Source organism: Bacillus sp. F56 (genome assembly GCF_001748205.1).
In the GTDB taxonomy this organism is placed as follows: Bacteria; Bacillota; Bacilli; order Bacillales; family Bacillaceae; genus Bacillus; species Bacillus stercoris.
The window spans coordinates 1-21,991 of sequence record NZ_BDFC01000009.1 but is presented as its reverse complement, the minus strand read 5'-3'; the positions used below and the strand labels follow the sequence as shown (position 1 = coordinate 21,991).

24 protein-coding genes and 1 pseudogene are annotated in these 21,991 nt (G+C 43.2%); 18 read left to right on the top strand and 7 right to left on the bottom strand.

The genetic code is table 11. The features are described 5' to 3' along the window. Positions 1-12 precede the first annotated feature (12 nt). Complete coding sequence (locus tag BFW96_RS15645; protein WP_069839945.1) at positions 13-924, bottom strand: TIGR01777 family oxidoreductase; 912 nt, start codon at positions 922-924, stop codon at positions 13-15. Positions 925-1,012: 88 nt separating this feature from the next. Here BFW96_RS15645 and recX point away from each other — a divergent pair, with 88 nt between their 5' ends. From recX to BFW96_RS15630, 3 genes are all read left to right on the top strand, one after another. Then, complete coding sequence (gene recX, locus BFW96_RS15640; protein ID WP_069149210.1) at positions 1,013-1,804, top strand: recombination regulator RecX; 792 nt, start codon at positions 1,013-1,015, stop codon at positions 1,802-1,804. 8 nt (positions 1,805-1,812) lie between these two features. Next, positions 1,813-2,127, top strand: coding sequence for a YfhH family protein (locus tag BFW96_RS15635; protein ID WP_014476208.1), 315 nt, complete (start codon positions 1,813-1,815; stop codon positions 2,125-2,127). Between the two features lie 143 nt (positions 2,128-2,270). Further along, complete coding sequence (locus BFW96_RS15630; RefSeq protein WP_083252902.1) at positions 2,271-3,464, top strand: MFS transporter; 1,194 nt, start codon at positions 2,271-2,273, stop codon at positions 3,462-3,464. Positions 3,465-3,495: 31 nt separating this feature from the next. Here BFW96_RS15630 and BFW96_RS15625 read toward each other — a convergent pair whose 3' ends face one another. Beyond that, positions 3,496-3,648: a small, acid-soluble spore protein K gene (locus tag BFW96_RS15625; RefSeq protein WP_003223241.1), complete on the bottom strand. Its 153-nt coding sequence runs from the start codon at positions 3,646-3,648 to the stop codon at positions 3,496-3,498. Between the two features lie 124 nt (positions 3,649-3,772). Between BFW96_RS15625 and BFW96_RS15620 the strand changes: the two genes are divergently transcribed. The 6 genes and pseudogenes from BFW96_RS15620 (at position 3,773) to BFW96_RS15595 (ending at position 9,818) form a co-directional block, all read left to right on the top strand. Then, positions 3,773-4,042 carry a YfhJ family protein gene (locus BFW96_RS15620; protein WP_014663267.1) on the top strand — a complete coding sequence of 90 codons (270 nt, stop codon included), beginning with the start codon at positions 3,773-3,775 and terminating at the stop codon, positions 4,040-4,042. A gap of 117 nt (positions 4,043-4,159) precedes the next feature. Continuing rightward, positions 4,160-4,678: an SH3 domain-containing protein gene (locus tag BFW96_RS15615; RefSeq protein WP_040083674.1), complete on the top strand. Its 519-nt coding sequence runs from the start codon at positions 4,160-4,162 to the stop codon at positions 4,676-4,678. 83 nt (positions 4,679-4,761) lie between these two features. Beyond that, positions 4,762-5,093, top strand: a pseudogene (locus tag BFW96_RS15610) (SdpI family protein). Further along, on the top strand, positions 5,080-5,940 hold the full coding sequence (ephM, locus tag BFW96_RS15605) for an epoxide hydrolase EphM (RefSeq protein WP_069839943.1): 861 nt from the start codon (positions 5,080-5,082) through the stop codon (positions 5,938-5,940). Before BFW96_RS15610 ends, ephM begins: the two are co-directional and overlap by 14 nt. 231 nt (positions 5,941-6,171) lie before the next feature. Next, positions 6,172-7,161 carry a glycosyltransferase family 2 protein gene (locus BFW96_RS15600; RefSeq protein WP_069839942.1) on the top strand — a complete coding sequence of 330 codons (990 nt, stop codon included), beginning with the start codon at positions 6,172-6,174 and terminating at the stop codon, positions 7,159-7,161. A 71-nt stretch (positions 7,162-7,232) separates the two neighbouring features. After that, a complete protein-coding gene (locus BFW96_RS15595) occupies positions 7,233-9,818 on the top strand; it encodes a YfhO family protein (RefSeq protein ID WP_069839941.1) in 2,586 nt (861 codons plus the stop codon). Here BFW96_RS15595 and BFW96_RS15590 read toward each other — a convergent pair. Beyond that, entirely contained in the window at positions 9,811-10,794 is a 984-nt protein-coding gene (locus BFW96_RS15590) for a metal-dependent hydrolase (protein ID WP_014663274.1), read from the bottom strand. The two genes, BFW96_RS15595 and BFW96_RS15590, sit on opposite strands and share 8 nt — an antisense overlap. 215 nt (positions 10,795-11,009) lie before the next feature. On the opposite strand from BFW96_RS15590, the gene mutY reads away from it, so the two are divergent. Next, the gene (mutY, locus tag BFW96_RS15585; RefSeq protein ID WP_040083669.1) at positions 11,010-12,119 is read left to right on the top strand and encodes an A/G-specific adenine glycosylase; all 1,110 of its coding nucleotides are present in this window, start codon (positions 11,010-11,012) and stop codon (positions 12,117-12,119) included. A 7-nt stretch (positions 12,120-12,126) separates the two neighbouring features. Here the strand turns inward: mutY and BFW96_RS15580 are convergent, their stop codons facing one another. After that, positions 12,127-12,351, bottom strand: a complete 225-nt coding sequence (locus tag BFW96_RS15580) for a hypothetical protein (protein WP_014663276.1) — start codon at positions 12,349-12,351, stop codon at positions 12,127-12,129. 81 nt (positions 12,352-12,432) lie between these two features. On the opposite strand from BFW96_RS15580, the gene fabL reads away from it, so the two are divergent. From fabL to BFW96_RS15555, 5 genes are all read left to right on the top strand, one after another. Further along, the gene (gene fabL / locus BFW96_RS15575; RefSeq protein ID WP_003223262.1) at positions 12,433-13,185 is read left to right on the top strand and encodes an enoyl-[acyl-carrier-protein] reductase FabL; all 753 of its coding nucleotides are present in this window, start codon (positions 12,433-12,435) and stop codon (positions 13,183-13,185) included. 68 nt (positions 13,186-13,253) lie between these two features. Beyond that, entirely contained in the window at positions 13,254-13,508 is a 255-nt protein-coding gene (gene sspE / locus BFW96_RS15570) for a gamma type acid-soluble spore protein SspE (RefSeq protein WP_014663277.1), read from the top strand. A gap of 172 nt (positions 13,509-13,680) precedes the next feature. Beyond that, positions 13,681-13,941 carry a YgaB family protein gene (locus BFW96_RS15565; protein ID WP_003242708.1) on the top strand — a complete coding sequence of 87 codons (261 nt, stop codon included), beginning with the start codon at positions 13,681-13,683 and terminating at the stop codon, positions 13,939-13,941. A 143-nt stretch (positions 13,942-14,084) separates the two neighbouring features. Then, entirely contained in the window at positions 14,085-14,615 is a 531-nt protein-coding gene (gene ntdP / locus BFW96_RS15560; protein ID WP_003223272.1) for a nucleoside tri-diphosphate phosphatase, read from the top strand. Positions 14,616-14,701: 86 nt separating this feature from the next. Then, entirely contained in the window at positions 14,702-16,444 is a 1,743-nt protein-coding gene (locus BFW96_RS15555; protein ID WP_014663279.1) for an ABC transporter ATP-binding protein, read from the top strand. Between the two features lie 74 nt (positions 16,445-16,518). Here BFW96_RS15555 and BFW96_RS15550 read toward each other — a convergent pair whose 3' ends face one another. Continuing rightward, a complete protein-coding gene (locus tag BFW96_RS15550; protein WP_014663280.1) occupies positions 16,519-17,580 on the bottom strand; it encodes an aromatic acid exporter family protein in 1,062 nt (353 codons plus the stop codon). Between the two features lie 219 nt (positions 17,581-17,799). Then, the gene (locus BFW96_RS15545) at positions 17,800-19,089 is read right to left on the bottom strand and encodes a glutamate-1-semialdehyde 2,1-aminomutase (protein WP_041521271.1); all 1,290 of its coding nucleotides are present in this window, start codon (positions 19,087-19,089) and stop codon (positions 17,800-17,802) included. 152 nt (positions 19,090-19,241) lie between these two features. Between BFW96_RS15545 and bcp the strand changes: the two genes are divergently transcribed. Both bcp and perR read left to right on the top strand, forming a co-directional pair. After that, on the top strand, positions 19,242-19,715 hold the full coding sequence (gene bcp / locus BFW96_RS15540; protein WP_014663282.1) for a thioredoxin-dependent thiol peroxidase: 474 nt from the start codon (positions 19,242-19,244) through the stop codon (positions 19,713-19,715). Between the two features lie 132 nt (positions 19,716-19,847). Further along, positions 19,848-20,285, top strand: a complete 438-nt coding sequence (gene perR, locus BFW96_RS15535; RefSeq protein ID WP_003223285.1) for a peroxide-responsive transcriptional repressor PerR — start codon at positions 19,848-19,850, stop codon at positions 20,283-20,285. 34 nt (positions 20,286-20,319) lie between these two features. Here perR and BFW96_RS15530 read toward each other — a convergent pair whose 3' ends face one another. Then, positions 20,320-20,673 (bottom strand): YgzB family protein, encoded by a 354-nt coding sequence (locus BFW96_RS15530; RefSeq protein ID WP_069839940.1) that lies wholly within the window; start codon positions 20,671-20,673, stop codon positions 20,320-20,322. 207 nt (positions 20,674-20,880) lie between these two features. On the opposite strand from BFW96_RS15530, the gene BFW96_RS15525 reads away from it, so the two are divergent. Beyond that, positions 20,881-21,765, top strand: coding sequence for a nucleotidyltransferase-like protein (locus BFW96_RS15525; protein WP_069839939.1), 885 nt, complete (start codon positions 20,881-20,883; stop codon positions 21,763-21,765). Positions 21,766-21,991: the final 226 nt, after the last annotated feature.

Below are 21,991 nucleotides of genomic sequence, written 5' to 3'. Positions count from 1 at the left end.
TTCCTGCTGTTTTTATACAGTCTTTCGGTCCGTTATCAGCTGTAAGAGTGCGAAGGCAAGATCCGAATATGTAAAACGAAATCCAGAGGTGATCGCTTTTTTAGGAAGAGCGCGCTGACCTTTCACAATCAAAAGACTCATCTCACCCAATGCTTTTGATAAAAAGAATTCCGGGACGGGGAGCCAGTGCGGGCGGTGCTTCACCCGTGCAATCGTTTTGCCGAATTGTTTCATTTCCACAGGATTGGGCGCGGTGACATTCATTGGGCCAGAGATGCCGGCGTTTTCCACCGCATATCGGATCATCTGGGCCGCGTCTTCGACATGTATCCATGACAGCCATTGTCTGCCTGTTCCGATCGTTCCGCCGGCCAGAAACTTATAGGGGAGAACGATAAGCGGTAGAGCGCCTTTTTCTCCAAGCATCACGCCAAATCTCGCATAAACCGTCCTGATGCCCATCGCCTCAATATTCTGTCCTTCCTTTTCCCACAGGTGCGCAGTATGGCTGAGAAAATCCTCATCTGACGTTGCAGAATCCTCTGTAAAGGTTTTCTCAAGGCTTGTACCGTAAATACCCACAGCACTGGCTTGGATCAATGTCTTCGGCTTCTCCTTCTGTTTACGAATAAGCCGCTGCACTTCACGCGTCGCATTGATACGGCTGGAGAGAATGTCCTGCTTCGTTTTTTCTGTCCAGCGGCCAAAAATCGATTTTCCCGCAAGGTTTATCCAGACATCAATATGAGGAAGTTCCTGCTCCGGGGCGGCTCCTTCCGTCAGCCATTGGACATATGTCATATTTTTTTGTTCAGTTTCCCTTGCGTTTCTTGATAAAATATAAACATGGTGTCCCTGGCGGGTAAGAACGCCTGTCAGATGCCGGCCGAGAAAACCGGTTCCGCCCGTCATTGCGATATTCATCAACATCTCTCCTCATCGTTCTAATAAATATACTTTACCTCATTTTAATAAAAGGAAACACGTTTCAGGCCTGAGAAGGGAGATTAAGATGCCGTTTATTACAAAAATATCAGCGCAAAAAAAGAATACGGAACGCTTCAATATTTTTCTGGATGATAAATACGCCTTCAGCGTGGACGCGGATGTGCTCGTGAAATATGAGCTCAAGAAGGGAAAAGAACTTGATGATCTTGACATCATTGAGATTCAATACGGCGATGAAGTGAAGAAAGGCTTCAACCGCGCGCTTGAATTTTTATCCTATCGAATGCGGTCAACGAAAGAGGTCGAGGACCACTTGAAGAAAAAAGAAACCTCGCCACCCGTCATTGCGGAGGTCATCCATAAGCTCAACGATTACAAGTACTTAAACGACCAGGAATTTGCCGCAGCCTATGTCAGCACCCACAAAAAAACAAACGGAAAAGGACCTGATGTTTTGTTCAGAGAGCTGAGAGCGAAGGGAATTGATGACGATACAATTAAGGAGGCGCTAAGTTCTTTTTCCTTTGAAGATCAGACAAGAGAAGCGGTCAAGCATGTTGAAAAGCTTCTCAAAAAAGATAAAAAGCTTTCGACAAAAGAACTCAAACAGCGCGCCCAGATGCAGCTTCAGCGCAAAGGCTTCTCATTTGATGTCATCAATGCGGCGCTAGAGCAGATTGAATATGAAAATGATGAAGACACAGAGAAAGAAGCGCTGCGCATTCAAGCAGAAAAAGCGCTTAGAAAATACCGCTATGACGGCTCCTATGAAAGCGCCATGAAGGTCAAACAATTTTTATTCCGCAAAGGATTCTCACTCGATTTAATCGAACAATTTCTGCACGAAGAGGAGTAGCTGAAAAAATGGAGAAACGATACAGTCAAATGACACCGCACGAACTCAATACTGAAATTGCATTACTTTCTGAAAAAGCAAGAAAAGCCGAACAGCACGGAATTATAAACGAACTGGCTGTGCTCGAACGGAAAATTACGATGGCAAAAGCATATTTGCTGAACCCGGAAGATTACTCACCGGGAGAAACGTACCGTGTTGAAGACACTGAGGACGAGTTTACCATCAGTTATTTAAATGGCGTTTTCGCATGGGGATACAGAACCTCTTCTCCTCAGCAAGAGGAAGCGCTGCCAATCTCAGTTTTGAAAGAAAAAGAATAAAGCGTAACAGGGAGGCTGATCATCAGCCTCTTTTTTTGTGCAGCACATTTACACGAGGTCTTAAAGAAAAAATCATTGAATTCATTTTAAAAATCTTTTAGTATGGAAATCGTTGTTTTTTAATATCAAAGGAGGCGATGACGTTGAGTATCAAAAGCCCATCTGTAAAATTTATTATATTTGTTCTTATGATTTGTACATTTTCAATCGGCTATACAGAATACGCGGTGATGGGTATTTTGACGTCGATTGCCAATGACTTTCATATACAGGTTTCATCTGCAGGGCTTCTTGTCACGGCTTACGCGGCAAGCGTCTGTTTGACAGGACCGCTCGTCACCATCATTTCCGTCAAACTCCCGAGAAAGCCTGTGCTTCTTGGGCTGATGGCGATTTTTATCCTTTCAAACCTGATGAGCGCACTGGCACCGAATTTTGCGGTACTGGCCGTCTCAAGAATTTTATCTGCGTCCATTCACGGCGCATTCTTCGCGATAGCCATGGTCTTCGCCAGTGAAATGGTTCCGCCGGAAAGGCGCGCTGCAGCCGCTGCTTCAATGAACGGCGGACTCACAGTAGCTCTAATGCTTGGTGTTCCATTCGGTTCTTATCTCGGAGATGTCCTGAATTGGAGAGCGGTGTTTTCCATCATTACGGCACTTGGAGTCATCGGATTTTTAGGCCTTATGGCTGCCGTGCCAAACAGAAAACCAAAAGTGATCCCCATGCTTATGAATGAGTGGGGGGTTTTTAAGCACAAACAAGTGCTGTTTTCCTTCGCGATTACCATTTTAGGCTATTCCGGTGTCTTTATCGCCTACACCTTTATCGAACCGATCTTGAGACATTCAGCCGGATTCAGCACGGTTGGCATTACAGGCGCTCTCTTTGCGTATGGTTTGGGAGGCGTTGCAGGGAATTTTTTTGCGGGAAAAGTGCCACTGCCTCTGCTGACTCGGACGATGATCGGCGTAATGATCGGTTTAATCGGTGTTCTGGCTGTATTTCCGTACATCGCCATTTACCCGGCTGCAGCCATTGTGGCCACGTTCCTATTCGGGGCATGCGCATTCGGCACGCCGCCTCTGCTGCAAACAAAGGTCATTTCCTCATCTGAGGGCGGCACAACCATTGCCGCAGCTGTCAGCGTATCAGCATTTAACCTTGCTAATGCCCTTGGTGCATGGATCGGCGGAATGATTTTAAGCGGAACTGGCTCTTATTCCTGGCTGTTTGCAGGCGGCGCGCTTATGACTGCATGCGGACTTGTGCTTTCTACCTTCGCACACTTATCAGAAAAGAAGAGCGTCTACGAATATCAAGTCAATAAAGGGTAAAAACAGCTGCAGTGTATGCAGCTGTTCTTCTTTACCGTTTGCCAGAGGCTCTCATTCTTTCTTGAGGATGCTGATTGATCGATCCATCAGCACGCTTTGAAGCATAGTCGTCCTTTGCTCTCGGTTCACCCTGAAATTTGTTTTCGTTTTCGTAAGGAAATCCTTTTTCTTTATTCCGGACCATGTCATATCCCCCTAAGTTCGAGATCAAAAAGTTGCGTCTTTCCAGATGAAGACGTAAGGTTAGTATATGGAGAACACCACGTAATAAAGCGTTATTTTTTTCCTGAAGAAAGGAGACTGCACACATGAATATGTACATTGAGAAACTGACGAATCTGCTTCTGGAAAAGAACGATATGATCAGCTATATACAGGCGAAAACATGGGTGGAACTGCTATGGAGCGATTTTGAAGCAACCTATGCAAAAGCCGGACACGCCTATCAGGGTGAAAAAATGACTGAAAAAATCGTCACACAATGGATCGAAAACTACGGAGGCCAGCTCCACCTTTTTCAAAGCTCCCGTAACGACGTGAATGATTACTTACATCAAAGCAGAGGCCTTTTGCATTAAAAACCTGCCATTAGCGACCGGCAGGTTTTTTCATTTTTTTCACATAAAACATGTTTCGCCAGCCTGTCAATCAGGGAATACAACTTATATCTTGTCAAATGCGAGGAGGAGCTTTAAATGAAAAAGAAACAAGTAATGCTCGCTTTAACAGCTGCCATAGGAATGGGCTTGACAGCACTTCACTCCGCTCCCGCAGCAAAAGCTGCGCCCCTTCACGACATATCTGTCAGCATGCCATCATCCGATACTTACATCATAAAAGCAGGAAAACTGAATGTCCGGACTGAGCCAAATCATGAAGGTGATATTCTCGGCACTGTATCATCAGAACAAAAGGTAACAGTCGATGGGTTCGTAAATGCCGATTGGGCTCAAATTCATTTCAAAGGAAAAAAAGCATATATTTCAACTCACTTTTTAATGAAAACCGCAAGCCAAGCGAAAACAACGAAACAGACAGCCTTCTATACACCGACACCCGAAAACGGAAAAGCTAAGCAGCTCTCATCTGGAACAAAGGTGACAATACTCGGGTGGGGATTTAGTGAAAACGGAGGATTTGACTTCACTTGGGCATTCGTGGATTATGGCGGTGTTATAGGCTATATTCACACAAAGGATTTACAAATGCGATAAAAGGCAGGCCGAGGCTTGTCTTTTTGTCTATGTGTGAAACATTTCTTCTTTCTGCACGTAACAATGAGAAAGGAGATGATAATATGGCTGGTTTAGTCAGCGGAGGACTTATGATCATTGCGGGCATACTGATCAAACAGTTTCTTCCAAATCCATCAACAGTGTGTACGGATACAGAACAAGACGCTCAATGTCAGATCAAAGATTATGGAATGAAGCGAACCGTTACAGTGCATCATTAATGATCCTGTCAGGCTTGGTGATTGCGGGAATGGGATTTTTGCTGGGATCAAGCTTGATCATTCTTCAGCTAATCCTGCTGATTGCCGCTTGTGTCATCATATTTATGCTAACGGAAAAAAGACTGAAAACCATGATGCACAGTCAAGGAGGAGATAGAAGTGGACGGAGTTAAATGCCAGTTTGTCAATACAAACGGAATCACGCTCCATGTTGCAAGCGCAGGACCGGAAGACGGCCCGTTACTTGTCCTGCTTCATGGATTTCCTGAGTTTTGGTACGGCTGGAAAAATCAAATCAAACCGCTTGCTGATGCGGGTTACCGGGTCATTGCTCCTGATCAGCGGGGCTACAATCTCAGTGACAAACCGGAAGGAATTGATTCGTACCGGATTGATGCATTAAGAGATGATATCATCGGACTTATTACGCAATTCACTGATGAAAAAGCAATTGTCATCGGGCATGACTGGGGAGGGGCTGTCGCATGGCATTTGGCTTCCACACGCCCGGAATATCTTGAAAAGCTGATCGCGATCAACATCCCGCACCCGCACGTCATGAAAACCGTAACGCCGCTTTATCCGCCGCAGTGGCTGAAAAGCTCGTATATCGCATTCTTTCAGCTGCCAGACATACCGGAGGCATCACTAAGGGAAAATGAATATGAAACATTAGACAAAGCGATTGGATTATCGGCCCGTCCGGAGATTTTTTCGTCCGATGATGTCAGCAGGTACAAAGAAGCGTGGAAACAGCCGGGTGCACTGACAGCTATGCTGAACTGGTACAGAGCCCTCAGAAAAGGAAGCCTTGCAGAGAAACCGCCTTACGAAACAGCACCCTACCGGATGATCTGGGGAATGGAAGACCGCTTTTTGAGCAGAAAGCTTGCGAAAGAGACGGAAAAGCAATGCCCGAATGGACATCTCATCTTTGTAGATGAAGCATCCCATTGGATTAACCACGAAAAACCAGCCATCGTCAATCAGCTGATTTTGGAATATCTTAAGAACCAATAAGAAAAATTTTCTCTCCATCCGTCTGCCATAATGGCAGACTTTTTCTGTGCGATTTTTTCATAGTCTGTTTTAAACATGACAAAATAACATTAAAAATCATGAATGTCACCATAAAATTGTAACAAAAAACAGGTTTAAACGACTTTAAAAAAAGGAATAGCCTTACTGAAGATTTGTGTAAAACTCCCCTAAGGCAATACTTAAAAAGAATAATAAAAAGAAGGTGCCTTAATGAAGCAAGGATTAATCTCGATTATTATCCCTTCTTACAATGAAGGGTATAATGTCAAACTCATTCATGAATCTTTAAAAAAGGAATTTAAAAACATTCATTATGACTATGAAATATTCTTCATAAATGACGGAAGCGTTGATGACACGCTTCAGCAGATCAAAGACTTGGCAGTGACGTGCAACCGGGTGAAATATATATCTTTTTCTCGGAACTTTGGAAAAGAAGCCGCGATTTTGGCGGGCTTTGAGCATGTTCAGGGCGAGGCGGTAATTGTAATGGATGCCGATCTGCAGCATCCGACATATTTGCTGAAGGAATTTATCAAAGGCTACGAAGAAGGGTACGACCAGGTCATTGCCCAAAGGAACAGAAAAGGAGACGGGTTTGTCCGCTCACTCTTATCATCAATGTATTACAAGTTCATTAATAAAGCGGTGGAAGTCGATTTGCGTGATGGTGTGGGTGACTTCAGATTGTTAAGCCGCCAAGCTGTAAATGCTCTTTTGAAGCTGAGCGAAGGAAACCGCTTCTCAAAAGGCCTTTTTTGCTGGATCGGCTTTGATCAGAAAATTGTGTTTTATGAAAATGTCGAACGGAAAAACGGCACATCCAAATGGTCGTTCAGCAGTCTGTTTAATTACGGTATGGACGGCGTCGTTTCATTTAATCATAAGCCGCTGAGATTATGTTTTTACACCGGCATTTTCATCTTGCTGCTTTCCATCATTTATATCATTGCCACATTCGTTAAAATTCTGACTAACGGTATTTCTGTGCCTGGGTATTTTACAATTATCTCAGCTGTGTTATTTCTCGGCGGAGTACAGCTGTTAAGCCTCGGGATCATAGGCGAATATATCGGCCGAATTTATTATGAAACAAAAAAACGCCCGCATTATTTGATCAAAGAAGCGAATATCCCAAACAAAGACCTGCCTGAAACGAACGAATTAAAAAGCGTGCGGCGTCTGACAAAAATGCACTGAAATCACCAAGCGCCATTGGCAGTGCTTTTTTTGCGTGTCTATCATCTTAAAAGCAAGACTGGAGAATGTATATGAAAAGAAAACATGTTATGATATATGCGGCCAGTCTGCTGGTGTCCGTTCTGGCACACGCCTTTTTTGTGAAAGAATGGGCGGAAGGCAGATATATGACAGGTCCGGGTGACGGGCTTGCGCAAATGATCGTATTTAAAAAATTATTATTTGACCAATATACACATGGGAATTTTTTCTACAATTATTCATTCGGACTTGGCGGCGGCACATTCAGTCAGCTCGGCTATTATTTTTCTGCTTCTTTTCTATTTCTTGCTGTGTCCGCCGTTGTCTGGCTGCTTCAAGCCCTCCAGTTTATCGGAGAAGCGGATACGCTTTTTTGGGCAGAGTCAGCTGTTTTTATCAGTATTTTCAAATTGAGCTTGATCATCTTTACGTCCGCTTCTGTTTTTCACTATCTTCTCAAGCATAGAGCGGCATCGTTTACGGGGGGCGTGTTATATGGCGTCTCGATTATTTATTTCCGTCACGAAGCGTATTGGGAATTTTTTACCGATACAATGGTTTTGCTTCCGCTGCTTGTGCTTGGCGCAGAAAAAATTATTAGAGAGCGGCGTCCGGCGTGGTTTATTGTTGCGTGTTCGCTGACGTTCATCAACAATTTTTACTTTGCATACATAAACCTTATATTCATCGGAATCTACGTGCTGTTCAGATGGCTGATCAGACTGGAACAGGATGAAGTGAAAAGATGGATTCAATGCAGATTATTTCTGGTTTCGGGCCTCATTTCTTTTGGCATCAGTGCGGCGGTGTTTGTGCCGGTGGTATACGGTTATTTAAACAACCTGCGCCCCCCATACAGCCAGAAAATAGAGTGGCTCAATTTCGATGATAATATATTATTTTCGAGCCGGATCATCATTGTGCCGGCCGCTTTTCTGCTGTTTTTGTTTATGATGTCTTTTTACAAAAACCGTGTGTTTCGTCTTTTTGCCGGATTGAGCCTGCTGTTTATTCTTTTTCATTTCAGTCCGTATGCGGCAAGCGTTTTTAACGGCTTTTCCGCCCCGCAAAACCGCTTTGAATATGTTCTGGCCTTTACCATTGCGGGAGCAGCGGCGGCTGGTTTGTCACAGCTGTCTGAACTGAAACGGAAAGAACTGCTCCCGGCCATAGCTATCGTCCTGCTTCTTTACTTGTATCATATCCAAAGGTATAAGCTCGATATATGGAAGCCTGCGAATGAAAGCATTCTCTTGCTCTTACTCATGACAATCGCAGCCTTGTTTGCTGCAGCTTTTGCGAAAAAACGGGCAAAAGTGGCTGTGTACGGTATCATCATTCTTTCTTCGCTGTTTGTCGCCAACTCCTATCAAAAATACGCACTCTCAGAAGGCGGCGATCTGGATAGTGTGACAAGAGAATATCTTACAAGTGAGGAATACAGAGGGCAAGAATCATCTGAGCTCATCAGACGTTTACAAAAGGAAGACAATGACCCGCTCATGAGAATCGACTGGATGAACGGTGTCCGCAATAATACGCCAATCATTTACGGATTTAATGGCTTCAGCGCCTATTCCAGCATTTTAAATAAAAATCTGCTGGCCTTCTATTGGAATGATTTAAGCATCGATATGGGCAGGGAAAGCGTCAGCCGTTATGCGTCATTGGGAGACAGGGCGAATTTATACAGCCTGCTTTACGGCAAATATTATATGACGGAAAAAACAAACGCAGCCAGCGTCCCGTTCGGCTTCAAAAAGCATTTAGAAACAGAGCATTATGCGGTTTATGAGAATGAGTACATGCTTCCATTCGTCAAAACAGCGGATGCCATATACAGCGAAAGTGAGCTGGACCAATTGCCCGCTCTTGCGAAAGAACAGGCGATGCTGAAAGGAATCATATTAAAAGATCCATCTGGAAAAACCGAGCAGACACCAAAACCGGCCAATTTGATCACCAAGTCGGACATCACCGCAAAACAAGCCCATTATCAAAACGGACTGCTCACCGTAACTGGAGAAAACGGAGGAGAGCTGACCATCACTCCGAAACAGCCATCATCCGCTCCGGGAGACTACTATGTCAGCTTTTATTTGAAAAGCAAAGCAAAAGACAAAGGATTTACATTAAAGGTAAATGATTATGTCACAACAAGGAAATCGAACAAATCGATCTATAAAACCGGTGTAAATGATATTACGGTCAGAGTGCCTAAATCAGGCCATATCTCAATCCATCTTCCGAAAGGAACCTATGAGCTGAGAAATATAGCGCTCTATGAAGAAAATTATGAAACGCTGAAAAACGCTGTATTGCAACATAAAACAGAGAAAGCAGAGAAACTGAATTGGAACAAAAATCAACTGACCTTTGCATATCATCTGTCAAAAGACCAGTACATCATGCTTCCGATCCCATATGAAAAAGGCTGGGAGCTGAAGATCAACGGACACACAGAGAAGATCGAAAAAGCGGACTATGCTTTTATAGGCTTCAAGGCGCAAAAGGGAGACAATCACATTGAGCTGACTTACTATCCGCCATACTTCAACATATCGGCGATCATATCTCTCGTCAGTCTGCTGCTTGCTGTTTTATATATAAGACGTAAAAAGCCCGGCTCTATATAGAGCCGAGCTTTAATTTTTTCTGAAGTTTTTCTTCGCTGAATATCCATCCCGTATAGGATGAACGAATCGTAAGATCATGGCCGATATGAACAATTGCCACAAAAGGATAATGGCCTTTGCTCCGATAACGCAGGTCGATAAATCTCACCTCATAATGATCTTTAAACGTATCCACTTCCCACCGGTAAACCGGAGAAAAGGACAGAAACGCCGCGATGTTATCATCCTGCTTTGCCGCATGCATTACATCGGTTTCAGGAACAGGCACTCGATTAAATGTATCCAGAATCACGACGTGTCCTTCCATGCTTCTTCCTACATAGAAAGCATGTGCTGTTGTCACTGCGATTCGCCATTGCCTGAATTTCATCGTTGGAGAAATAATAATGCTTTCAATCTCATCATGAATCATCTCATGAAGCTTTCGTTTAATTCTCAGCTGCATGATCAGGCGCACCAAATAATAGCCTGCCAATATGATATATAAGCTGAGAAACGTGATGCCGGGACTGCCGCCTGCATACCAAATCGCAATAGCTGCCAGATGGCTGATAAAAATAAACGGATCAAACGTATTAATCAGCCCAAGCGCAACCCATTTTTTCGAAAACGGACGAATGGCTTGTGTCCCATAGGCGTTGAATATATCAACGAAGACATGCAGAACAACGGCCAGCAGCGTCCACAGCCACAGGTGCAGAAAATTGGCCTGAGGATAAAATAAATACAGAATCGCCGGGATGATGACAGACCAAAACAAAACGGCGGGAATTGAATGGGTAAATCCTCTGTGATTCCTTATATAAACAGCATTGTTTTTAAGCTTTAACACAGTATCAATATCCGGAGCCTGAGAGCCCGCAAGCGTTGCGATCATAACAGCGTGAGCCATTGCCGGATCTGATGCGACAACAGGATCAAGCGTCGCAATACCGCCCAGTGCGATGCCCATAACGACATGTGTGCCCGTATCCATAGGTGACCTCCTTGCAGGATGATCCTGCACATTCACTTTGTAAGAAATTCCCCATTTTCATATACCCAATTTTTAAACTGATTCAATCGTTCTCATATGTTTCCGCTTTTTCTTTACTATTATTTAATGTAACATATTATCGTACTGTGCCCTTAGTGTACAACAAAAAACAGTCTAAAGAAAAGCGGGGCGCGAAAGACTGGGGAGAAACACATATGAACGTACTTGAAGACAAATTAAAACAAAAAGACATACAGCAATTTCGCGATGATTTAATCACATGGTTTGAAAGAGAGCAGCGCGTTCTGCCGTGGAGAGAGGACCAAGATCCGTATAAAGTGTGGGTGTCTGAAGTCATGCTGCAGCAAACAAGAGTAGAGACTGTGATTCCTTACTTTCTGCGATTTGTGGAACAATTCCCGACAGTGGAAGCGCTCGCTGATGCAGATGAAGAAAAGGTGCTGAAAGCATGGGAAGGACTCGGCTATTATTCCCGAGTCAGAAACCTGCAAAGCGCAGTAAAAGAAGTAAAACAGGAATACGGCGGCATTGTCCCTCCAAACGAGAAAGAATTTGGCGGGTTAAAAGGCGTCGGCCCTTATACAAAGGGAGCGGTGCTCAGTATAGCCTACAATAAACCCATTCCCGCGGTTGACGGAAATGTGATGCGTGTCATGTCAAGAATTCTTTCTATTTGGGATGATATTGCCAAACCAAAAACAAGAACGATCTTTGAAGACGCTATACGAGCTTTTATTTCCAAAGAAAAACCTTCTGAATTTAATCAGGGCTTGATGGAGCTTGGAGCCTTGATCTGTACGCCAAAATCACCTTCATGCCTGCTATGCCCGGTTCAGCAGCATTGCTCAGCATTTGAAGAAGGCACTGAACGGGAGCTTCCGGTCAAAAGCAAAAAGAAAAAGCCCGGGATCAAAACAATGGCCGCGATCGTACTGACCGATGAAGACGGACAAGTGTATATCCACAAACGGCCGTCTAAAGGTTTGCTCGCCAACCTATGGGAATTCCCTAATCTTGAAACCCAAAAAGGGATCAAAACTGAGCGTGAACAGCTCATAGCATTTCTAGAAAACGAATATGGGATACAAGCTGATATCAGCGATCTGCAAGGTGTAGTCGAGCACGTTTTCACCCACCTGGTATGGAATATTTCTGTGTTTTTCGGTAAAGTAAAACAAGTGTCGGATACTGCCGAGCTGAAAAAAGTAACGAAAGAAGAGCTCGAACAATTTGCGTTCCCGGTGTCACATCAAAAAATCTGGAAGATGGCAGTGGAAGCAGCCTCATATTCGGCTGCTCCGTAAACCATTCTTAATCGTAAGAAACGCGCGTGCCGTGGCTGTAGTCCGCTTCATTGCGCTTCATTCCGCCGCGCGCTTCAATTTCTTGCGTTAATTCCCGGTATTTTGATTGGCCTTCTTCGTTCAAGTAAGGCATAATTTGCTGAAAGGCATGATGAAAATAAGCGAGTTCACTGTTCTTCCAATCTTTTTTGGAAACCATGCTCAATTCGCTCATATCACGTCCGACATACATAACAGAAGACCCCCTTTAAAGTTCTTGCCATTATTGTTTGTGGAAATAAAAGAACTATACGCTACAAGGAGATGAGGAAAAATGGAACAAAATAAATGTGCACTCGTAACAGGAAGCAGCCGCGGTGTCGGAAAAGCGGCCGCGATCAGACTTGCTGAGAACGGCTATAACATCGTCATTAACTATGCCCGCAGCAAAAAAGCAGCACTAGAAACAGCGGAAGAAATCGAAAAGCTTGGTGTTAAAGTGCTTGTCGTAAAAGCAAACGTAGGACAGCCTGCAAAAATCAAAGAAATGTTTCAGCAAATTGATGAAACGTTCGGCAGACTTGATGTTTTTGTCAATAATGCCGCTTCAGGAGTACTAAGACCTGTCATGGAATTAGAAGAAACACACTGGGACTGGACGATGAACATTAATGCGAAAGCATTGCTTTTCTGCGCTCAGGAAGCTGCCAAGCTAATGGAGAAGAACGGAGGCGGGCATATTGTCAGCATCAGTTCATTAGGCTCAATCCGCTACCTTGAAAACTACACCACGGTTGGTGTATCAAAAGCAGCGTTAGAGGCTTTAACACGTTATCTTGCGGTTGAGCTTTCACCAAAACAAATTATCGTCAATGCTGTTTCAGGCGGAGCGATCGACACAGATGCGCTGAAACACTTCCCGAATAGAGAAGATTTGCTTGAGGATGCGCGCCAAAACACACCGGCGGGCCGCATGGTCGAAATTAAAGACATGGTTGATACCGTTGAGTTTCTAGTGTCTTCCAAGGCTGACATGATCCGCGGACAGACTATTATCGTTGACGGCGGACGCTCACTGCTCGTTTAAAAATTTTTAAAAAAGAGGAATAGCTATACGATCACCTGCACATTCTAATGACCGTGGAGGTGATAACAATGGCTAACTCAAATAATTTCAGCAAAACAAACGCTCAACAAGTTAGAAAACAAAACCAACAATCAGCTGCTGGCCAAGGTCAATTCGGCACTGAATTTGCTAGCGAAACAAACGCTCAGCAAGTTAGAAAACAAAACCAGCAATCAGCTGGCCAACAAGGTCAATTCGGCACTGAATTCGCTAGTGAAACTGACACACAGCAGGTAAGACAACAAAACCAATCTGCTGAACAAAACAAACAACAAAACAGCTAATCACTGAAACAGAAAAAAGCACTTCATCTTCGGGTGGAAGTGCTTTTTTCTGTTTGAAAAACGACAAAACTTGTGGAAGGTCTACAGAATGAGTCAAAGGGTTTGCTTTATGGAGATCGAAATGATTAAAGGAGGAAACGTTTATACTTTCACCAGGCTGAAGGAGGAACCGATGACGGAATTTGAAAAGCTGGTAAGTGAACAGATGAAAACGATGGATAAGCTTCTCGATCTCCAATCAGAGCTCGACCGCTGCAAACAAATTGAAGCGGAACTCAGGCATTTGGAAAGGGATGCAAGGCTGCGGGGGATTCAGGCTGAAATTGCGGTAAAACGGAAACACCTTGCCGATATACAGGATATGTTTCAAAAGCAGACAGAGCAGGTCATTCGTTCTTATCGCAGCTCAGAAAAGCCGTCTTCCTTTGTGTAGTGCAGGAATGTGCCATTCCCCGGCCGGAATGGCTCTTTTATTTTCATTTTTCAAATTGTAACGTTATAATAGGTAAAAGACGTTGTCGGTAAGCAAATTTGGACATACTAACTGTAGGGCTTTATAGAAAGTAGGGGAGAAATATGGGCTATCCCAAGGAAGGAGAAACCATTCAAATTCACAGCTATAAGCACAACGGGCTGATTCATAGAATTTGGAATGAGACAACAATCTTAAAAAGTACAGAAATGTGTGTCATTGGGGCCAATGACCGGACGATGGTAACCGAATCAGACGGCCGGACATGGATAACCAGAGAGCCCGCAATCTGTTATTTTCATGCAAGACAATGGTTTAATGTCATCGGGATGCTGAGGGAAGACGGGGTTCATTATTATTGCAATATCAGTTCTCCGTTTGCCTATGATGGCGAAGCAATTAAATATATCGATTATGACTTAGATGTTAAGGTTTTCCCTGACATGACCTACAATATTCTTGATGAAGACGAATATGATGATCACCGGAAAGCCATGAATTATCCAAAAGAAATCGACAGTATATTAAGAGACTACTTAAACACGCTGCTCCATTGGATTCACCAGCGTCAGGGACCATTTGCGCCCGAGTTTGTTGATATGTGGTATGAACGGTATTTGCGCTATACAAAATAATGGTTACGTAAAAACCTGTTGCGGGGTACAACAGGTTTTTCACATGGGCTCACACACATCATGACCAAGAGAGAGGGGGAATCAACGTGGGGGTTATGAAACGCTACATGCAATTCGTCAAACCTTATAAGAAGCAAATTTTCGTTACAGTGTTAATCGGGATCGTAAAATTCTCCATTCCGCTTGCTCTCCCATTGCTTCTGAAGTACGTAGTTGACGACATTATTCAAGGAGGCGGCACGGCTAGTGACAAAACAACGTCATTGTTCACGATTATGGCGATCATGTTCGCCTTATTTTTAATTTTGCGCCCGCCTGTTGAATATTATCGGCAATATTTTGCCCAGTGGACGGCCAGCAAGGTGCTTTATGACATAAGAGCTAAGCTGTTTGACCATATACAGAAACTCAGCCTTCGTTTTTATGCGAATACAAGAACAGGGGAAGTCATTTCCCGAGTGATCAATGATGTGGAACAAACAAAGGATTTCGTCATCACAGGCCTGATGAATATATGGCTAGATATGCTGACGATTTTGATCGTGATCTCTATCATGCTGACGCTGGACATAAAATTAACACTGATCTCTATCGTTTTATTCCCATTATACGGCATATCAGTGAAGTATTTTTACGGCCGTTTACGAAAGCTGACAAGGGAGCGCTCACAGGCGCTAGCTCAAGTACAGGGGCATTTGCACGAGCGCATTCAAGGCATGCCGGTCATCAGGAGCTTTGCAATAGAAGACCATGAACAGGCTCAATTTAATGAGAAAAATGGTCATTTCTTAGATAAGGCCATCAGCCACACGAATTGGAATGCCAAAACCTTTGCGGTCGTTAATACCATTACAGATTTGGCGCCGCTCATCGTCATTGCGTGCGCCGGCTATTTTGTCATTAATGGACCGCTGACAGTCGGAACAATGGTCGCGTTTGTCGGATATATTGACAGAATGTACAACCCAGTTAGAAGACTGATCAATTCCTCTACAACCTTGACACAGTCAATCGCATCAATGGACAGGGTGTTTGAATTTATCGACGAGCCCTATGAACTCACTGATAAACCAAATGCGATAAAGGCCGATCAGATTCGCGGAGGAGTGGAGTTTCAAAACGTTTCATTTCAATATGAAAAGGAAAAAGAAAACATTCTCCATGATGTCTCTTTAAAAGTTAATAGAGGGGAAACTGTAGCTCTCGTCGGCATGAGCGGAGGAGGAAAATCAACGCTTGTCAGCCTGATCCCGAGATTTTATGATGTTTCAAGCGGCAGACTGCTGATTGACGGGAAGGATATACGCGATTATGAAGCGCGAAGCCTTCGTAACCAGGTTGGCATGGTGCTGCAGGATACCTTTTTATTTAGTGAAACGATTCGGGAGAATATCGCAATCGGCAAACCTGATGCCACTCTTGAAGAAATTATTGAAGCCGCCAAAGCTGCCAATGCCCATGAATTTATCATGGGTTTTCCAGAAGGATATGAGACCCGGGTGGGAGAACGAGGCGTTAAGCTTTCAGGCGGACAAAAGCAGCGGATCTCAATTGCGCGGGTATTCCTGAAAAATCCGCCGCTCCTCATTTTAGATGAAGCGACATCGGCTCTGGATTTGGAAAGTGAGCATTATATTCAAGAAGCGATGGACAAACTGGCGAAGGATAGAACAACTTTTGTTGTCGCACACCGGTTATCGACGATCACACATGCGGATAAGATTGTCGTCATGGAAAACGGCACAATCATTGAAACCGGAACCCATGATGAACTCATGGACTATGACAGCCAGTACAAGCACTTATTTACCATTCAAAATTTGAACTAAAACATCAATCTTATATCCTTTTAACGAAGGATATAAGATTTTTTTGTATAAAAAAACCCGGCTGTTTAACCGGGTTACTCTTCTGTTTCTATTTCGCAGTCTTTCGGATGATACGTTTGAAAACTTGTGATGAGTGTTTCTAAATGTTCGAGCTGCTCGCGGTACTCTACGGCGCTTGCCATAATATTGAGCATGTTGTAATCAATAAGCTCCTCATCCGTATTTTGCTGATTTTTTAAAAAGGACTTTGTTAAAAGCTGCTTATATCGAATGCCTTCTTCATCCGCGTCATCATGCGGCTTGATTTTGCCGACAAACCTCATTAAAATCAGTTCATGCCAGTAAAGCAGGTAATCAAGCTCTTCAGTCAGTGTTTCCTGAAACTCTTCCGGCATATGATAGATCTCGTTTTCCAGACGATGCAGCTTCTTCAATGTATCAAGCGCCCGGTTTGCAGTAATAATGGCCTGTCTGAACAGTACAAGCTTTCTTGATTTCACATAAGTCGTTTTCTTAAAGTAACTTCTTTCTTCTTTATATAGAAGATATGTCTGATCAAGTTTGATCATTTTTTCTTTCAGTTTTTCAATATCCTCTTTCAAAATCGAATGCTCTGTCGACTGCCGCATGGACAATCTGATCCACTTCATAATTTCTTCGGTGTTTTCGACGGTATTATGAATCAGCTTTGTTTCGTACTTAGGAGGCAAAAACACAAGGTTGACGATAAAGGAAGAAAGCACCCCTAAGATGACTGTGCTTGTTCTGATCAGCGCGAACATTAAAAAGTCGTCACCGGCAGATTCTAATATCGCAATGACTGTTACAAGAGCAATTGAAATTGTATGTTCAATTTTAAGTTTCAGCATGATTGTAATGACAATAACTGCTGTTAACCCGATCATAATCGGGCTGGGTCCGAAAATAAGGCCGAACACTGTGGCAATCACAGCTCCGATGATATTTGCCTGAACCTGGTCAATAATAATGAGAAAAGAGCGGTAAATCGACGGCTGAATCGCAAATATCGCTGCAATTCCAGCGAAAATCGGCGCGGGAAGCCCGATCCACGAAGCCAAATAAAGGGCAAGTGTAATCGCAATCCCGGTTTTGAAAATGCGGGCACCAAGTTTCATTGGTTTGTGCGTGCATTCCTTTCTATAGTAAATTGTGTGACATAGCAAATGGGCTAATCCTTAAAATTCCCGGTTAGTTTATTTGCTAAACAATTAAGTAATATACAGGGATCGATACAAATATTCAAGCTATTTTTCTAGAAAAAGACCAAAATCTTACACGTTATTTGAATCCATAAAAAAACAGGAGCTCAATGCTCCTGTCCAAGGTGTCAAATTCTAGTTTTTAAGATGTTTAAAAGCATCCTCGACCGCCTCAAGCGTGTCTTTAATATCCTGCTCTGTATGTGCTGTCGTGATAAACCAGGCTTCATACTTAGAAGGTGCTAAATTAACTCCGCGTTCCAGCATCAGTTTGAAAAACTTAGCGAATGTTTCACCGTCACTCCGTTCAGCCTGCTCATAATTTTCGACTTTCTCATCAGAGAAATAAACCGTGAGTGCGCCTTTTAACCGGTTGACTGAAATTGTGATGCCATGTGTTTTTGCGTGCTGCAAAATGCCTTCTTCCAGCATTGCGCCAAGGTGATCAAGCTTTTCATACACGCCTTCCTCTTTGAGCACTTCCAGACAAGCGATGCCTGATAGGATGGAAGCGGGGTTCCCTGCCATTGTTCCAGCCTGATAAGCAGGCCCTAGCGGAGCTACCTGCTCCATGATTTCTTTTTTGCCGCCATAGGCGCCAATCGGAAGTCCGCCGCCGATAATTTTTCCGAGCGCTGTTAAATCCGGTTTCACCTGTAAGAGATCCTGCGCGCCGCCATACATAAAGCGGAAAGCCGTAATGACTTCATCGTAAATAACGAGAGCGCCTGCATTGTGCGTCAATTCATTTACTTTTTCTAAGAAACCTTCTTTTGGCTCAACGATACCGAAGTTGCCGACAATCGGTTCAACGAGAACTGCCGCGATTTCACTGCCCCATTTATCAAGAGCCTCTTTATAGCTTTCGATATCATTAAATGGAACAGTGATCACTTCGTTTGCAATGCTTTTTGGTACACCGGCTGAGTCCGGAGTGCCGAGAGTGGACGGGCCGGAGCCTGCAGCGACAAGCACAAGGTCCGAATGCCCGTGATAGCAGCCTGCAAATTTAATGATTTTTGTCCGGCCTGTATATGCGCGGGCCACGCGGATGGTCGTCATAACGGCTTCTGTTCCCGAATTGACGAATCTTACTTTGTCCATAGCGGGAATAGCTTCTTTGAGCATCTTTGCAAATGTAACCTCATGTTTCGTCGGTGTTCCATACAATACACCGTTCTCTGCCGCTTTTTTAATCGCTTCTGTAATATGCGGGTGGGCATGTCCTGTAATAATCGGACCATACGCCGCTAAATAATCGATGTATTTGTTGCCGTCCACATCCCAAAAATAAGCGCCGCTTGCTTTCTCCATTGCAACGGGAGAACCGCCGCCGACTGCTTTATATGATCTAGACGGGCTGTTTACACCGCCGACAATGTGCTCTAATGCCTCATTGTGAAGTTCAATTGATTTTGTATGCAAGAATAAAAACCTCCTATATCTCCATGCGTCCTTTCTATTGTAGCATGCTTCCGAACAAGAACAATGGCTTTGGGCTTCAGATGCAGCTGAGATGGTTGTAATCTGGACAAGAATTGGATACGCTTAATAAAAAAACATCCGGAGGTAACGTAATGACTATAGAAATCGGACAAAAAGCACCTGATCTTGAGTTAAAAGGCGATCATGGGGAAACAGTAAAATTATCGGATTATAAAGGAAAGTATATTGTGCTTTATTTTTATCCAAAGGACATGACACCGGGGTGTACAACGGAAGCCTGCGATTTTCGGGACAATCACGAAAGCTTCAGTGAACTGGATGCCGTCATTATCGGTGTCAGCCCGGACAGCCAGGAAAAACACGGAAAATTTAAAGAGAAACATGATCTTCCATTTCTGCTTCTTGTTGATGATGAGCATAAGCTGGCGGAAGCGTTTGATGTGTGGAAGCTGAAGAAAAACTTCGGAAAAGAATATATGGGAATCGAGCGCTCCACTTTTTTAATTGATAAAGAAGGCCGTCTCGTTAAAGAATGGAGAAAGGTAAAAGTGAAAGACCATGTAGCCGAAGCGCTTCAAACCCTCAAGGATATGTCGGAAAAGTAAATTCGTCTTTCAGCCTCAAATGATATGCTTACTTTTACCCTGATATCAATTGACAAATTATCGTAGAAAGAGTTACACTAATTATAAACATTACAATGTAAGAATTTTTTTTAGAAGAGAGGTGCATGACGGATGGCTGCACATGAACTAAAAGAAGCCTTAGAAACGTTGAAGGAAACCGGAGTTCGCATTACTCCTCAACGTCATGCGATTCTGGAATATCTCGTTAACTCTATGGCTCATCCAACAGCGGACGATATATATAAAGCTCTGGAAGGGAAATTTCCTAACATGAGCGTAGCGACGGTATATAACAATTTGCGTGTGTTCCGAGAATCAGGTTTGGTAAAAGAGCTCACATACGGTGATGCTTCCAGCAGATTCGATTTTGTCACATCCGATCACTATCACGCGATTTGCGAAAACTGCGGGAAAATTGTGGACTTCCATTACCCGGGCCTTGACGAAGTTGAGCAGCTTGCTGCCCACGTCACTGGTTTCAAGGTAAGCCACCACCGTTTAGAAATTTACGGCGTCTGCCAAGAGTGTTCGAAAAAAGAAAATCATTAAAAATAAGCTGACCGCACGAAACGGTCAGCTTATTTTATTTCGACATTTTCTTTTTATTATAAGACTCATCAAATTCTTTTCCTTCTAATCCCTTATCTAAAGTCAGCGGCTCTCGGCAATGCATGCACATATCGACTCTTCCTAAAACCTTTGTCTCTTTATCACAGCCTGGACAAATGACGCGAACCGCTTTAGTCGAAAGCATTCCAATCCAAAAGTAAACAACCGTGCTGAGACCGATCGATAAAAGCCCAAGTATCATAAACAAACTAGAAAACAAAACTGACTCTTTGAAAAAAATCCCGATGTACATAATGATAAACCCAACGAAAACCAAACTTAACGCGAATGTTCTGATTTTATTAATTTTGCTGGAGTATTTCGCCATGTCCATCCCCCTCTGATTTAACTATAGCACAAACCCGATGGGATTTTCTTCATGTTTTCGGTTGAACTGGAATTTACTTATGGAGACTTGCTGTGAAATTGTTTATAATAGTTCAATGTGTTTAGAAAAAAGGAATTTCGTTTTAACCATAGAATTGAATCAAATAGAGAATAAAAAAATTTGAACAATTGCATTGGAGGAATAGTGATGGAAAATCTTCTCCGCCCAATTTACCAAGAAAGAGCAAGTCACCCCAATACATTGGCTGTCATTATGATTGAGAGAAGAAACAAAACATCTTCCTTAACAGATAACTTTGACGCAGCTTTGCTGGTGATTGTAAAGGATGCTGATGAGCCAGTTTTTATAAAGCACTATGAATTCGATCATCAAACAGCTTCTTTGCATGTGGTAACAGATTCTCAGATTCAAGAATGGATTTTGCTTGGAACAAATAGAAGAATCATAGATTGGATTGTAAATGGCAGAGTCTTGTTTGACCGTAATGAATACGTTGCTGAACTGATTGACAGGCTGAATACATTTCCGTTTGCCGAACGTAAACTGAAGATCGGACTCGAATACGGCAAATTAATCAGAAGGTATGTTGAAGGAAAAGCTTTTTTTGAAGCCAATCAATTTTTAGATGCCTACAACGCAGTTGTTCATGCGTTGCATCATTTAGCACGTATTGAAGTAATCGACAGAGGATTTCATCCCGAAACCACGGTGTGGAGCCAAGTGCGCCAGATGGAGCCCCAAGTGTACAAATTATATTCCGAGCTGATTGAAAGTCACGAGAGCTTGGAAAAAAGACTAGAATTATTATTCTTAGCAAATGATTTTCTAATCCATTCTAAAGCAGAGATCGGTTCGGCGCATCTTTTCGAAGTAATGAAAGAAAAAGACATTTGGCAATTCGGTGAGCTTCTTCAACATCATGACCTAAAGCACTTTACACAGGATCTTGGCGTTATGCTTGATTACTTGACAGAAAAGGGACTTATCAACGTCAGCCAAATAGAAACGAAAGGACAGGCTGTCTATCACCGAGGATATTCTTTTAAAAAAGGTGTTGACTCTGTTTCTTGACCGTGTTATATTATTAAACGTCGCTGATGCGCTTCTGAGAAAATAAGCTCACAGCGGCGGGGAAATAAATCAAAAAAACATTTGACAAAAGAAAGTCGAAATGTTATATTGATAAAGTCGCTTCAACAAGAAGTGGAAATGATCTTTGAAAACTAAACAAGACAAAACGTACCTGTTAATTCATTTTTATAAATCGCACAGCGATGTGCGTAGTCAGTCAAACTTT

Coding starts and splice junctions, on each gene's coding strand:
- BFW96_RS15600 (WP_069839942.1), top strand. CDS start 6,172: ATGAAGCAAGGATTAATCTCGATTATTATCCCTTCTTACAATGAAGGG.
- recX (WP_069149210.1), top strand. CDS start 1,013: ATGCCGTTTATTACAAAAATATCAGCGCAAAAAAAGAATACGGAACGC.
- BFW96_RS15595 (WP_069839941.1), top strand. CDS start 7,233: ATGAAAAGAAAACATGTTATGATATATGCGGCCAGTCTGCTGGTGTCC.
- BFW96_RS15525 (WP_069839939.1), top strand. CDS start 20,881: ATGGAAAATCTTCTCCGCCCAATTTACCAAGAAAGAGCAAGTCACCCC.
- BFW96_RS15580 (WP_014663276.1), bottom strand. CDS start 12,351: ATGTATGTCGGACGTGATATGAGCGAATTGAGCATGGTTTCCAAAAAA.
- BFW96_RS15620 (WP_014663267.1), top strand. CDS start 3,773: ATGAATATGTACATTGAGAAACTGACGAATCTGCTTCTGGAAAAGAAC.
- BFW96_RS15530 (WP_069839940.1), bottom strand. CDS start 20,673: ATGGCGAAATACTCCAGCAAAATTAATAAAATCAGAACATTCGCGTTA.
- BFW96_RS15645 (WP_069839945.1), bottom strand. CDS start 924: ATGAATATCGCAATGACGGGCGGAACCGGTTTTCTCGGCCGGCATCTG.
- bcp (WP_014663282.1), top strand. CDS start 19,242: ATGACTATAGAAATCGGACAAAAAGCACCTGATCTTGAGTTAAAAGGC.
- sspE (WP_014663277.1), top strand. CDS start 13,254: ATGGCTAACTCAAATAATTTCAGCAAAACAAACGCTCAACAAGTTAGA.
- BFW96_RS15635 (WP_014476208.1), top strand. CDS start 1,813: ATGGAGAAACGATACAGTCAAATGACACCGCACGAACTCAATACTGAA.
- BFW96_RS15615 (WP_040083674.1), top strand. CDS start 4,160: ATGAAAAAGAAACAAGTAATGCTCGCTTTAACAGCTGCCATAGGAATG.
- BFW96_RS15565 (WP_003242708.1), top strand. CDS start 13,681: ATGACGGAATTTGAAAAGCTGGTAAGTGAACAGATGAAAACGATGGAT.
- perR (WP_003223285.1), top strand. CDS start 19,848: ATGGCTGCACATGAACTAAAAGAAGCCTTAGAAACGTTGAAGGAAACC.
- BFW96_RS15625 (WP_003223241.1), bottom strand. CDS start 3,648: ATGGTCCGGAATAAAGAAAAAGGATTTCCTTACGAAAACGAAAACAAA.
- mutY (WP_040083669.1), top strand. CDS start 11,010: ATGAACGTACTTGAAGACAAATTAAAACAAAAAGACATACAGCAATTT.
- ntdP (WP_003223272.1), top strand. CDS start 14,085: ATGGGCTATCCCAAGGAAGGAGAAACCATTCAAATTCACAGCTATAAG.
- BFW96_RS15550 (WP_014663280.1), bottom strand. CDS start 17,580: ATGAAACTTGGTGCCCGCATTTTCAAAACCGGGATTGCGATTACACTT.
- BFW96_RS15590 (WP_014663274.1), bottom strand. CDS start 10,794: ATGGATACGGGCACACATGTCGTTATGGGCATCGCACTGGGCGGTATT.
- fabL (WP_003223262.1), top strand. CDS start 12,433: ATGGAACAAAATAAATGTGCACTCGTAACAGGAAGCAGCCGCGGTGTC.